At 56.0% G+C, this 13384-nt stretch carries 9 protein-coding genes; 5 read left to right on the forward strand and 4 right to left on the reverse strand.

The features are described from left to right. Positions 1-51 precede the first annotated feature (51 nt). From WN982_RS39980 to WN982_RS39990, 3 genes are read right to left on the reverse strand one after another with little or no spacing between them, the layout of a single operon-like run. Positions 52-609, reverse strand: coding sequence for a MarR family transcriptional regulator (locus tag WN982_RS39980; RefSeq protein ID WP_341317452.1), 558 nt, complete (start codon positions 607-609; stop codon positions 52-54). Further along, positions 606-1379, reverse strand: coding sequence for an SDR family NAD(P)-dependent oxidoreductase (locus WN982_RS39985; protein WP_341317453.1), 774 nt, complete (start codon positions 1377-1379; stop codon positions 606-608). Before WN982_RS39985 ends, WN982_RS39980 begins: the two co-directional genes overlap by 4 nt. Next, complete coding sequence (locus WN982_RS39990; RefSeq protein ID WP_341317454.1) at positions 1376-3748, reverse strand: bifunctional salicylyl-CoA 5-hydroxylase/oxidoreductase; 2373 nt, start codon at positions 3746-3748, stop codon at positions 1376-1378. Before WN982_RS39990 ends, WN982_RS39985 begins: the two co-directional genes overlap by 4 nt. Before the next feature lie 1490 nt (positions 3749-5238). Here WN982_RS39990 and WN982_RS39995 point away from each other — a divergent pair. Together WN982_RS39995 and WN982_RS40000 are read left to right on the forward strand one after the other, a co-directional pair. Beyond that, positions 5239-6015, forward strand: coding sequence for a metallophosphoesterase (locus tag WN982_RS39995; protein ID WP_341317455.1), 777 nt, complete (start codon positions 5239-5241; stop codon positions 6013-6015). A gap of 115 nt (positions 6016-6130) precedes the next feature. After that, on the forward strand, positions 6131-6565 hold the full coding sequence (locus WN982_RS40000) for a hypothetical protein (RefSeq protein WP_341317456.1): 435 nt from the start codon (positions 6131-6133) through the stop codon (positions 6563-6565). A gap of 1182 nt (positions 6566-7747) precedes the next feature. Here WN982_RS40000 and WN982_RS40005 read toward each other — a convergent pair. Then, positions 7748-8545 carry a helix-turn-helix domain-containing protein gene (locus WN982_RS40005; protein ID WP_341317457.1) on the reverse strand — a complete coding sequence of 266 codons (798 nt, stop codon included), beginning with the start codon at positions 8543-8545 and terminating at the stop codon, positions 7748-7750. Between the two features lie 870 nt (positions 8546-9415). Here WN982_RS40005 and WN982_RS40010 point away from each other — a divergent pair. The 3 genes from WN982_RS40010 to WN982_RS40020 all read left to right on the forward strand — a co-directional run bounded on the left by WN982_RS40010 (position 9416) and on the right by WN982_RS40020 (position 13329). Beyond that, on the forward strand, positions 9416-10438 hold the full coding sequence (locus WN982_RS40010; RefSeq protein ID WP_341317458.1) for a hypothetical protein: 1023 nt from the start codon (positions 9416-9418) through the stop codon (positions 10436-10438). Between the two features lie 384 nt (positions 10439-10822). Further along, the gene (locus WN982_RS40015; protein WP_341317459.1) at positions 10823-12130 is read left to right on the forward strand and encodes a hypothetical protein; all 1308 of its coding nucleotides are present in this window, start codon (positions 10823-10825) and stop codon (positions 12128-12130) included. Between the two features lie 434 nt (positions 12131-12564). Further along, positions 12565-13329, forward strand: a complete 765-nt coding sequence (locus WN982_RS40020) for a hypothetical protein (protein WP_341317460.1) — start codon at positions 12565-12567, stop codon at positions 13327-13329. Positions 13330-13384 lie beyond the last annotated feature (55 nt).

The following is a 13384-nucleotide window of genomic DNA, read 5'->3' on the forward strand; positions in this document are numbered from 1 at the left end:
CAGAGCACTTACTCTGGTCCCATGCAAGATAGTTGCCCGGTTCGGTGCAGATCAGTCCTTCAGACTGTCGAGCAGATGTTTCTTGAGCTTGCCGAGGCGTTGATGGGTACGCGATTTTTCATCAAGGCTCAGGCCGCCGAACAATTCGACGACCCATTGCTCGTGCGCGACCGCCATATTGTCGAACGCCTTGCGACCCGCAGGCGTCAGGCAAACGCTGATCGAACGGCGATCGTTGGGATCGGTATCCCGCGAAACGAGCCCTTCTTTTTCGAGCTGATCCGTAATGCCTGTGACGTTGCCGCCCGTCACCATCAAGCGGCGTGACAACTCGGTCATCTTCAGGCCTTCTGGATGACGTTCAAGTTGCGCCATCAGGTCGAAACGCGGCAACGTGGTGTCGAATTCGTTACGCAGACGCTTGCGCAGTTCGGCTTGCACAAGATTGGTCGTGGTCAGCATGCGCAGCCACAAACGCAAACCCATGTGACTATCGGCACCCGTGCTCATTTCCAGATCCACGACGTTCTCCGCAGGTTTGGCGATGCCTTTGCGCGGCGATTTAGTCTCAGCCGTCACGGGCTTTTTGACATTCGATGACTTGGTCACATTACTTCTCCACCGGAGATGGAAATGGATTGGCCCGTGATCGCGTCCGAGCCGGGTTGGCAGAGCCAGAGCACAGCGTTGGCCACCTGTTCAGGACTGACAAAGCGACGCTGCGGATTTGAGCGCAGTAACGTGTCGCGTGCTTGCTGTTCGGTGCGCGAGGTCTTGCTGGTGATCTGTTCGAGCGATGCGTGCAGCAGTTCGGTCTCGGTATAGCCTGGACACACCGCGTTGACCGTCACACCTTTCGTCGCGACTTCCAGGGCGAGCGAACGCGTCAGGCCGATCACGCCGTGTTTCGCGGCGCAGTAGGCAGCGACGTACGCGTAGCCGATCTGTCCCGCCGTGCTCGCGACATTGACGATGCGGCCGTGGCCGCGTTCGAGCATGCCCGGCAAGGCGGCGCGCGTGCCGAGGAATACGCCGGTGAGGTTGACGTCGAGCATGCGCTGCCAGAGCGCCATGTCGGTGTGCGTAAATGGGGCGGCTTGTGCCTGGCCCGCGTTGTTGACGAGGATGTCGATTGCGCCGGTTTGAGCGAATGCTTTTTCGACCGAGTCTTCGCTGGTGACATCCACACTGATGCAAGCGACCTCGCCGAGCGCTTCGAATTTTTCCCGCTGTGTATCGAGACGTTGCGGGTTGCGGCCCATCAAGGTGACGCGCGCGCCGGCTCGCAGCAGCGCTTCGGCTACTGCCGCGCCGATGCCGCTGCCGCCGCCGGTGACGACGGCGTGCTGTCCTGCCAGCGTCGAGATCTTCGTATTCACGTGGTTCCTTCAGCGCGTTGCGCGCGTTCTTGTGGCGACAGGCCCGCATTGGCGGCAGCCTGCGCGCGTTCACGTTCGAGATTGCGTTCGAGCTGCGACTTTGCCGCCATGTAAGGCTTAGGCCACATCACGTCGAAATAGCCGATTTTTGCGGCTTCGTTCAAGGTCCACGACGGATTCGCCAGATGCGGACGCGCGATTGCACATAGATCGGCACGGCCCGCCGCGATGATGCTGTTCACGTGATCGGCTTCGGAGATCGCACCGACCGCGATCGTCGCGATGCCAGCTTCGTTGCGGACACGATCCGCGAACGGCGTCTGAAACATGCGGCCAAATACGGGTTTTTCTTCTTTGCTGACCTGACCCGACGATACGTCGATCATGTCCGCGCCCGCGGCTTTGAACGCGCGTGCGATTTCAACCGCGTCGTCGGGCGTCGTGCCGCCGTCGACCCAATCGTGGGCGGAAATGCGCACCGAAATCGGCTTGTCTTGCGGCCAGACTGCGCGGATCGCTTTGAAGACCTGCAACGGGTAGCGTAAGCGGTTTTCCAGCGAGCCGCCGTACTCGTCGGTGCGATGGTTGGTCAACGGTGACAGGAAGCTCGACAGAAAGTAGCCGTGTGCGCAGTGCAGTTCGAGCCAGTCGAAGCCGGCTTCGTTTGCCATTTGCGTGGCGCGGACGAATTGCGTTTCGATTTCGCGCAGATCATCCTGGCTCGCTTCGTGCGAGCGTTGGCTGATGCCGCGCAGATATTGCTGTGGCGATGCGGATATAAGCGGCCAGTTACCTTCGGCGAGCGGCTGATCGATGCCTTCCCACGCGACGCGGGTCGAACCCTTGGCGCCGGAATGGCCGAGTTGCATGCCGATCTTCGCGTCCGACTGGCGATGCACGAGATCGACGATGCGTTTCCACGCGGTGAGATGTTCCGGCGCATACATGCCGGGACAAGCGGGCGTGATGCGCGCTTCCGGCGACACGCAGGTCATTTCCGTCATGACCAGCGCGGCACCGCCCATCGCGCGGGCGCCGAGATGCATGAGGTGATAGTCGCCGGCGATGCCGTCGACAGCGGAATATTGCGCCATTGGCGAGACGATTACGCGGTTCTTCAGCGTGACGCCGCGTAGCTTGAACGGCGTGAACATCGGCGGGACGGAATGCTTTTCCGGTGCGCGTTCTACGCCCGAACGCCGCGCGAGCCAGTCTTCGAATTCAGACAAGTAGTGCGCGTCGCGCTCACGCAGATTCTCGTGCGAAATGCGCTGCGAGCGTGTGAGCAACGAATACGCGAACTGTTCAGGCTCGAACGACGTATAGCGGTCGACGTGCTCGAACCATTCCGTGGAATTGCGTGCGGCGTTCTGAATACGCAGTACGTCGATGCTGCGCACGTCCGTGTAATGCTTCAGCGCGGCGGGCAGATCGCCGGGGTGCGCGCCCATGCTGTTCGCGAGTTCGATCGAATCTTCAAGTGCGAGCTTGGTGCCTGAGCCGATCGAGAAATGCGCTGTGTGCGCCGCGTCGCCCATCAATACGATCGGCGTTTGGGTGCCGTCGGCGTTGTCGCGCCAATGCACCCATTCCTCATTGACGACGCGCGGAAATCGGATCCATTGCGACGAACCGCGCAGATGCGCGGCGTTCGATAGCAATGCGTTGCCGTCCAGATATTTCGCGAAGAGCTTTTCGCAGAACGCGATGCTGTCTTCCTTGCTCATCTCGTCGAGACCGGCGGCGCGCCACACGCGCTCGGGTGTTTCGACGATGAAGGTCGAGGTCTGATCGTCGAAACGATAGGCGTGCGCCTGAAACCAGCCGAATTCGGTTTCTTCGAAGGCGAAGGTGAAGGCGTCGAATAATTTTTTGGTGCCGAGCCAGACGAAGCGGCAATCGCGCATGTCGATGCCGGGCTTGTATGTGGCCGCGTGCTTTTGGCGGATGGCGCTGTTGGCGCCGTCGCAGGCGACGATCAGGTCGGCTTCGTAGGTGGTGTCGTCCGTCACCTGGGTTTCGAAGACCAGCTTGACGCCGAGTTCTTCACAGCGCGCTTGCAGGATATTCAGCAGACGTTTGCGGCCGATGCCGCAAAAGCCGTGACCCGACGAGCGAATCTGCCTGCCGCGGAAATTGATCTCGATGTCGTCCCAGTGGTTGAAGGCGTCGAGGATCGCATCGGCGCTTGGGGCGTCCGCTGCGCGCAGGTTGCCGAGGGTCTGGTCGGAGAATACGACGCCCCAGCCGAAGGTGTCGTACGGGCGGTTGCGCTCGACTACTGTGACGTCATAAGCCGGGTTCCGGCCCTTCATCAACAAGCCGAAGTACAACCCGGCCGGACCGCCGCCGATACAGACGATGCGCATGCTTGTTCCCCAATGTGGACTCTGCTATGGGGGGTAATTTAGGCCTCGATAGTTTAGGTGTCAAGTAAATATTCATGCGATCCAGCCCTATGGCGGCGGCGCTTGTGTCACTACACATTTAAGTCGTGACGAATTTTCAGGGCGATTTTTATGCATCTAAGATGTGACACCGCTTTCGGAATGTGAAACGAAAGCTGGCGAGGCAAAGCAGGCGCGCCAAGCAAGGCGATGCGTACGCCGAAAATGCTGCGGAGCGGGGACGTGTTGGTCTCTAAACGTCCGAGTTAATGAGTAGTTATCCAAAGCAATAGTTGTGACAAGACGTCCCGTCGGGCTTGTGCGCGAGACCGGAGACGCGCGAACACAAAGGCTTGGAAAATTCCTGTTTTTGTGCTCGGCTCGTCACGAGATAAATGTTAATTAAATCAATGGTCTAGCTATTTTGCGATGCATCATTGCAAGTGCGACTGTGGTGAAGTCGCGTTACTGCGGGCGGGGCAGTGTGTAGTGGCTGCGCTCGGCGACGTGCCGCCAGGCGAACGAGGTCAAGTTTGAATTCTTACAGTGACGGACTAATCGTAATAATAATGAAAGATAAGTGGTTTCGACGCAAACCAACTGCGGTAACATTACGAGGCCGACCCTGGCGCATTATCAATTCATCGTTCCGAGACTCTTCGCTTCGGATTGACCACGAGCATTAGCAATTGACCGACTCTACGGAACTCGCGATCGTCGATTATCGACGTCGGCTTGGCGACGTCCTCTGGAACTTGCGCACAAAAAGTGGCAAGACTCAGAGTGATGTCGCAGCGCAGGTCGGACTCAGTCGACAGTTCTACGCGCACGTGGAACAGGGGCGAACGAATCTCGGGTTTGATGTGTTATTCCGGTTATGTCGCGTTTTTAGCGTGACTCCAGCAATCCTTCTCAGTATGGTCGAACAGGAAGAGACAACGTCGGACTCAACAATTGCGGAACGTGACGCGACCGAGAACAATGATTGCGCTTTGACGGACGGGACTCATTTGCGACCGCAGACCAAGCCGCCCAACCCGTCCTGATATTCAATTGTCCAAAGTCATCAGTGCACGGAAGGTTCGCCGCAATTCGGCACCGAGGTGCGGGTCAGTCGAAGCGCTGCGACAACGCCATCGCCCTCCTGCATGTAAAACCGCCTTTTGAATTACCGGCGCGGTCACACGGATGACCGCCGTCACCAATATTCGCGTTTGCAAGCGTGTCATAGATTGCCGAGTACGCGAATTCGCAATGACCCACCCTGAAAAGGTGAGGGCGCTGTCGCGTCGTTGCTCACCAGTCATTTTCTTGCGAGTAGAGGGATATACCGAAAGGTGCGATCAGGAGCAGTCCTAGATAATGCGGCTCATGACGCATCCAGGTGTTTACGCTATAAATGTAATGTATACATTGCATTGTCGCGCGTATGCTCATAGCCTGATTTGGCATTCCCACTTTTGGAGAAGGCCATGCGGCTTCAGGTTGCGTCTGACCTGCATCACGGCTACATCGGTTCCGGCTTGGCGACGGCGCGCCGGTTGACCGTAAGTCCCGAAGCTGACGTCCTCGTGCTGGCGGGGAACGTGCATTCAGGCGCAGAAGGCATTTCCCTTTACGCGGACATGCATGTGCCGGTTGTCTATGTCCATGGAAATCAGGAGCTACACGGACTGGACATCGACCGCGCGAGACAGGCATTGAGGAAACGTGCTGCGGCGACGTCCGTCACGTTCCTCGAGTGCGCCGAAACATATATTGAGGGCGTACGGTTCTTGGGCTGCTGTCTATGGACCGACTATCAACTGTCATCGATCGACAAAGTGTTGACGATGAGCGAGGCGGACAGGTATCTGGTCGATCACCGGCGAATTCGTCGTGGGGCCAGGAAATTCCTCCCCCAGGACGCTGTGCGTGAGAATCAGAAGGCGCGTTCCTGGCTAACGGACCGCTTGCACGAGATCACTGCAAGTCCAACGGTAGTGGTCACTCATCACGCACCCTGTTTGAGGTCAATCCCAGAATCTCTGATTTCAAGTCCGTACGCGCCGAGCCTCGCATCCGATTTGCGAAACCTGCTTCCGCTGGCGAGTCTGTGGATTCACGGACATATTCATAACACGCACGAGTACACGGTGGGCGAAACTGCGGTGGTTTGCAATGCTCGAGGCTATCCGTGGGAGAGAAACAGTTTCAGGCGAAAATTCGAGCCCGAATTCGTGATTGATATACCAGTGACGAAGCCCTAGACACCCGGAAGGGTTGAGGATGTCGTCGACGTGGTCCACCAGTCTGAGGACGTTGCTATTTTGTAGATGAGCAGAAAGAAAGGCAAGTTATACGTTATGTATTAAGGATAGCAAAATGAATACACGTAATCAGGTGGCGTGGCGCGCGTGCGCGTACGAAAGAAAGGTCTTACAGGATATGCGTGGTGAGCTGTTGTGGGCTAGTCGCGGGCAATCTCGTTTCGGGCTGGATCGCGAAGCACCGCAGGACATCGCGAGTCAGTGCCTACTAGCAATGCGTCTGCTGTTTGAGCAACTGCAAAAGGACCACGATCGATCGAAGTCGATGGCTCAGATGTCTCCGGGGATGAGTATCGTCGTCGAAAATCTCGTCGACGAGCATTCTCTCAGCGGGCCGGTGGTAGCTCATCTCGACATCGATGTCACTAATGGGATTGCATACGCGAGAATTAGTCCATCGGGATCAGCGATGGTCGAACTAAACCCCATGGTCGTGGAGGCGGACGCAAACGCATGGGCTGTGATCGTTGCGTTGCTCGCGTATCTCTAGTCAACAACTCGCTCAAGACTCGGTCGTCGTCTTTGGCGTAGAAATCAGGATCAGCCGACTATTGCATCAATTTTTGGTTTTGGTGACCTGGGTCAAATGCGGACCGAGACTTTTGAGAGACTAGGATTGATGATCTCACGAGAGCGGACATTACAGCGCCCGCTCTCGACTCGCTCGCAGTCAAGACGTAAGACGACACTCGACAGTGACGTCATGGTGAACCCGTGCAGGTTGTCACTGCCTTACTGTGCCATGTTAAGATTTTCGAAAGAAAATCGCGCAGACGCATTTCACGTTAATCGATGCAGGGTTAGAGTCAAGTTGGAGCCGGCTAAGATGGACGATACAGCTTTGCAAGATTCGGGTAAGTCGAGCGCAGGAGAGGTGCGGGTTTTATCTCGCGGACTCGCCATTTTGCGAGCGTTCACGACCCACAACACGGAGACACCCAGGGGGCCCTGGCTGTCGAACCAGGAAATTGCTGAGGAAGTTGGACTGCCACGTCCCACGGTATCTCGGCTAACAGCGAATCTGACGTCAGCTGGATATCTCGAATACTCGCATACGACCGCACAATACCGGTTGGCGAGTGCTGTCCTTACATTAGGCTACGCGGCATTTCTCGCGCTTGACGTTTTTACCGTTGCACGGCCGATTCTGCGATCTTTTGCTGAAAGCGTCGATGCGTTGGTTATACTCGCGACTCGCGATGGATCACAAATGGTTTGTCACGAAGTCCATCACGGACCGAATCTCGTGACTCTAAAGTTGCAATCGGGCTCCCGAGTACCACTAGCCTGGTCATCGATTGGGCACGCTTGGGTCGGAAGCGTTTCTGCGAGCCAGCGTCAAAAGGCGCTTAGTGAACTCCAGGCCCTATATCCGGAAAGTGAGACGCAACTCGAGAAATTAGTGGGCGACGCGTTGTTGCAGATCGAAACAGATGGGTTTTGCGTTTCGATTGATCCGCAAGGCGAAGGAGTGAATAGCGCGAGTGTCGCGCTGAACTTCCCCAGGGATTCAAGTACGTACGTGGTCGGTTGCGCGGGGCCAGCGAATAGATTCTCCGCCAACCGCTTGCACACAGAGATTGGCCCGCAATTAATCGCGGTCAAACGCAGAATCGAGATGCAGCTGGACGCCAGCACTGGTTAGCGTCCTTTCACGTTGTATCAAGTGACCTCATTGAAACAAGGCTTGCCGCTCCATCGCGGGAGCGTTAGCGGCAGCGGTCGTGTCGACGCGTACGATGTCCTTTTTTATAGCTTCCAGAGCGTCGGTAAGCTGATTGGCCAAATTGCTCTGCGCTGCGGGTGTATTGAAGTCGGAAAGGGTTGCGGTGCACGAAACTGCGGCGTTGACGGTGTCGCGTACCTGAAGCGGCATCGCAATTGTGAAATCGTTCGCCGACGACTCGTTCACCTCGGCGCAGTATCCGCAGATTTCCAGGTCGTGGAAAGCGCGATAAACGGCGGAAATGGCGACTCTTCCATATTGCGGTTCGACCTCCCTCCGGATTTGTTGTATCAGATCCGCCTGCAGATGCGGTGGCTGTGCCCAGAGCCAGACGCGGCCCAGCAGCGATGCGGCCATCGGAACCGTGGCGCCCTGCAATGGCCGATCGTTCGCGCCCAGACGTGGCAGATGGAGAACGAACAGCATATCAAGTCTTTCACGAACTCCCACGCACACGCTCGAGCCAGTTCTCTCAGCTAACGCACCGAGCACAGGTGACGCTGCGCGGACCAGTGCCTCATTTTGAAGAAAGGCATTTCCGAGTTGATGGCAAGCAAAACCAGGTCGATAAAGATCGGTTCCCTCGATAGCGGTGATAAATCGCTCCGCGACGAGCGTATTGACGAGACGTACCGCCGTCGGACGCGGTAGGCCTGTTCGCAAGGCAACTTGAGCGATGGATAGGGATGTCGTTGTTAAATCGAAGAGCCTGAGGAGTTGCAAGCCACGTTGAAGCGAGTCCACGTTCGCGTGCAGGTCAGGCGCGGTCGTCAGGCTAGGAAGAGGTTGGTTTCTAACGCGCATTGATGGCAAACGACTAAGTAGCAGCACTCATATGGTCCGGCGCACGACGCTGAATAGGTGCGATGGTCTCCGTTATCGTTACAAGGCTAAGAGCAGTGTTGACGGCGTTGCCTGGACAACCCGCAGCGCGGACTATGCCGAAGCTCATCCGGGCGTGTTATCAAATCATTATCAAATGTAGATATTCCACTTTGATAAGTCAAATTTCATTTTGTCAACACGAGCGTTCGATGTCTTTCTGAACATCGATAACACGTTGTTGATCCGGTGGTCTTTCCAGTGTGCCAACCCGTACATCGCACAACTGGATGGGCGACCAAACAATCATCCTCTAACGGCCGGCGCATGACAACACGTATAACCGCCGATCACAGGAGGACTTAGCCTATTTATCAGCTGAATGTTTTAGCTATCCGGCACGTAACTATCCTCAGACAACAGCAAAAATAAGAGTGCGACCCTGTTTATCCAGTCGGTTTGTCTGACTAAACAACACTCCATTACTGCTCGTGAGAGGGTACGTTCCCGTCAAATTTCATTTCATTGCACAGCCGCTGTGTTTGAACTAGTGTTAAAAACCCGACCCTTTGAGGTGGTCGCGGCCGAGCACCCACAGACGGAGGTCGATATGGACGGATGAGAGGGAAAGTGTACAAGCGCGAAAGGTGTCGAGACAGCGCGCGCGGCGATCCGCCTGGCCTAGTAACCGAAGGATCGCCGCCATCGTCTTCGCACCCGGCATTAACGCCGTTGCTCCTCAGTATAGCGGAGAAACGGCGATGGTCAACGCACGTCTCTTTGGAGCGCAATATGAATTCGTCTGACTTTTCGGCCCTTTCTGAACAGCCTGGCGCGACGCAGCACACGCCGCTCTCCACAATCGACGCGGAACCTGCCCCAGCATGCTCGCGCCCCCCGGGCAGACCACTAGGCGGCCACGTCGGATGGGGGTTTCCCGGTTTCGACATGTCTATCCTCGCGTTGATTTTGGCCGTATTGCATTGCCCATTTGACGTGACCTCCTGTCTGTTGCATCTGGTCGGCGTGCCTAGCCGAGTAGCGAGAATCTTGATTGCACACCTCGCCGCCGAACTCCCCCAATCGGGGGTGTGGATTCCCAAGCCAATCTACGTCTCGAAGGGGATGACCGATCGAGCACTGTCACGGCGAATCCGGTCTCTATTGGCGCAGTCGCAATTTACCGGCGAGAGATGTCTGATTTTGGTGCACTGCATCGAGAATCTACATGGAGTGGCACGGTTCATCGACGAATTGAGTCGAGCCGATCGCTTCGATTTCTCCAACGCGTCTCTGTTGGTCACGGGGAATTCAGACTCGTTCGCCAGCCGGCGGATATTTGGCGCGGTAACCGAGGCGAAAAACAGGACCCTGGAGTGCACGAAACACCTGCGGTTTGGAATGTATCTTGAGGAGGACTCGCGAATTCTGGGCGAGATCGCCTGCCGCCGGTATTTCAGCCATCAGTATCTCAGCGATAGCGAGCCGGGCAAATCGATGGACGGTTACGCGCGAGACGAGATCGTTGACTGCGCCGGCCTTCATGCGTCCTCGGGCGGAAAGCATCACTACGCGTGTCCGGTTTGTATTCCGGAATTCACGGTCGCACGAGTGCTCCACTGGGCAAACCATTCGACCTTTGCGCTGGAATACTTCGCGCACGAGGCCGCAGCGTTTCTGAAAGAGGTTGGCTACCCAGACTTCTCCCCTTCTACTCTTTCACATCATCTGGAGTCGAACCTGTTGGCGAGCTATTCGGACTGGGCCGAAGTCCAGGAGAATCAACCCGTCACGGCAGACGAAGGTTCGAACTAATCGTTCCGAGAGTCTCGCAAGAGACGGAGTATGCCTGAGCACCAGACCTCGCGCCTGCTGAGGTCAAAGGCTTCGGCTCGTAGAGTCGAAGCCTTCTACTTCGCCAACAGGCTCAGCATCCACGCCGGGAAAACGTCATAAGGTTGACGAATCGCGTCGTGCGGGGCGCAAAACCTTACTGGACGGGCGTTTGCGGGGAAAATGTTCGAAAAAGTTGATTTGTCTCCGTCGCGCCGAGTAAAGTTGGTTTCATGGCTTGACACCCCCTTTCACTGGATTCGTCTCACGCAGTCTGCAAAAGTGGATGTTCGAGTTTCGTTATTAATTCGCAGTGCGAATCGACGTAGTCGTTGCCACCACTCGATCAATGTCAGGAGAATTGCCATGAACAGAACTGAATTTGCGAACAATATTTGTGGTGTGAAGCTCATGACGATGGCGGTTTTGGGCAGCCTACCGGACTGGGATGCCTTGCAACCGTTGCTGGTTGACTGCGACGTTGCGGTGACGTACGAATCACCCGAAGTCGTCGCGCAGCAGCCAGTCGTCATGGCTTGCTCGGGTGTTTCCTTCATCTGCGTCGGAGACGGTCGCGTTGAATCGAACCCCACGTCAAATGACGATGACGCTGGTTTGTTACCTAAAAACGTTCACGTCCTCAATCGCTCCGAGATTGACCTCGGAATAATCCGACTGGGCGGCGCCTCGCTGACTTTGTCCCCAACGGGCTCGCATGACCCCGCAATCGGTCGTGCGACGGCGCCTTCCACCAAGGAGGTGGTGACCTTCTGTACGGATGCGGAATGGCTTGCAGACGTCGAGGAACGACACCCCGGTGATGGGCGGCTCTACGTGCTCGTAATCAGAGGAGGGCAATCGTCGTTGCAAAATCCGGAAACACCTACAGGGGTCCGAGAAACCCTTCATAGTATTGGACGTCGAATCCAGCCTCTCCTCAGAGGTGGTCTACGTGTTGACGCCACGCTCAAGGCGCGAAATGAACGAGTCCTGCGAAGGGTCGGTAGCTATGCGTCCATTCTCATTGATCAACACTCGATAACGTTACCGAAAACTCCACTATTGCCGGACGTGGTGTCCGGTCGAGCGTTGCTTGGGGCACGTCAGCAGGTTTTCGAAAAGCCAACCACCTGGTTGACAAAATTTTGCATTGGCGACGCATTGTATACAACAGCCAGACGATTTCCGGGAAACGCTAGCGAAGCACCGGTTACCGCACACCTGCGGTCGAATGTGCTGGCATGGTGCAACGTCGTGTTACTCGTGACGAGATACGCAACCTTGATCGGTCACCAGTTTGCGATCGAGACGCTGCCGCTTGAGGCGATAGGTACCTACGATTCAATCTTAGTTGGCACTTTCGTAGAAGGCATTGATGACGCGCTTGCATCCCACATTCGAAGCGAATTGAATCAGGCAATTCGAAAAACCCGGTACTTCGGATTAGCCAGCGTTCATGTTGCTGGAGTCGACCGACTCACCGAAGTTAAGGCATTCGTGCGTACGCTCTCGGTGGACGCCATTGAGGCAATTCACGCAGTGATCAGCGGGGATGAAAGTTTCCTCGACGAAACTCTTACGCTCCCTGACAGCGGATCCGCTTTGCAAGAAGAGCCAGCTTCGATACAACCTGAGGCAGAGCCTGAAGTCGCTCCCGAGGAATCGGTTGCATAGCGGGACCCCAGCATCGTCATTAATCACTGTTACCGGAGCACGCCCAGCGCGGTGACGGATCAACGCGGTAGCCAGATGAGCCGTCGCGTGCGGTGTTGCGTAAGCGCATCTTCGATTGCTCGTAGGGGCGCAAATGTCTGAAAACCTTCTTGAGTCTAGTATCTGCTGGAGCGTGGGACGATCAAGCGACCGTGTTCATCGGAGCGGTGCGGCGCGATTTAAAAGCGAAACCATGTACCTGACGTCCAACTGCGAACTTGCAACATATCTGTTGATGTACAACGCGTTGCCCGTCGTTGTGCAAGGGGATTGTGAGCCTTTCGATGCAGTGCGGATCGCGGACGAATTGTGTATCAGACGGACACGAACACGCCGATAAACATTGCAGACAGCGTTGCAATAGTCACATCTTCTTTTACGCGTAGGAAACCTGAATGTCGGAAGACTTCCCTGAACCAGGTGTGCGACTTAGGGCGGGACCTTCGTGCGGTCGCATTCATCGGATCGGTACGGCGAGATTCAAAACCGATGCGATGTATCTCGCTTCCGATTGTGAACTGGCGACTTATTTGTGGGTGTACTACATGCGGCCGGCGTTGCACATTGCTGCCCAGGTGGATTGCGAACCGTTTGAGACGGGACGCATCGCTGATGAATTACGCATCAGTCACCCACGAAAACGTAATGGGGAGGCACGTGTCATTTCCACTGATCTCGTGGCAACTGTGGCGAAAGACGGTGAGTCATCGGTCGAAGCCCTAAACGTGAAATATTGGACCTTCGACGTGAAGAAACCATCGTTCGGTCGCCTGTGTTCTATCGAGGCCCGGTACTACACGTCGCGAGGCGGTGAATGGTATCTGGTCCGAAGTCGCGGCTTGAACACCAACTGGGCAAGGAATTTTTTTTATCTCTATCCAACCTCCGATCTGTATTTTTTCGAAGGATTTAACGATGCACAACTGACAGCGCAGGACATGTTTCTCAGGCGATTGCGAAACCCTCGTGGGGACGTAACTGTTGGCGACGTGTGCCGAAACCTTCAAAAGGATTCACAACTCGGGAATGGTGTTGCAGCGCGAGCATACCGTGAGCTTCTCGCTACAAAACGGCTCTGGACGGACATGAATGTGGACGACCTGATGCAGATAGCTCCGTCCGCGCTAGTGAGAAACTCGCCTGAACTGGTAATGACCTGACGACGGCTACAACCAATCGGGATTGGTGAGCAGAAACGGTTTGCGGCGGTAGAGC

It is taken from the genome of Paraburkholderia sp. IMGN_8 (assembly GCF_038050405.1).
GTDB lineage: Bacteria > Pseudomonadota > Gammaproteobacteria > Burkholderiales > Burkholderiaceae > Paraburkholderia.

Excerpts from the sequence above, each read along its gene's own strand:
- WN982_RS39995 (WP_341317455.1), top strand. The coding sequence starts at position 5,239 with ATGCGGCTTCAGGTTGCGTCTGACCTGCATCACGGCTACATCGGTTCC.
- WN982_RS39990 (WP_341317454.1), bottom strand. The coding sequence starts at position 3,748 with ATGCGCATCGTCTGTATCGGCGGCGGTCCGGCCGGGTTGTACTTCGGC.
- WN982_RS40015 (WP_341317459.1), top strand. The coding sequence starts at position 10,823 with ATGAACAGAACTGAATTTGCGAACAATATTTGTGGTGTGAAGCTCATG.
- WN982_RS40010 (WP_341317458.1), top strand. The coding sequence starts at position 9,416 with ATGAATTCGTCTGACTTTTCGGCCCTTTCTGAACAGCCTGGCGCGACG.
- WN982_RS40000 (WP_341317456.1), top strand. The coding sequence starts at position 6,131 with ATGAATACACGTAATCAGGTGGCGTGGCGCGCGTGCGCGTACGAAAGA.
- WN982_RS40020 (WP_341317460.1), top strand. The coding sequence starts at position 12,565 with ATGTCGGAAGACTTCCCTGAACCAGGTGTGCGACTTAGGGCGGGACCT.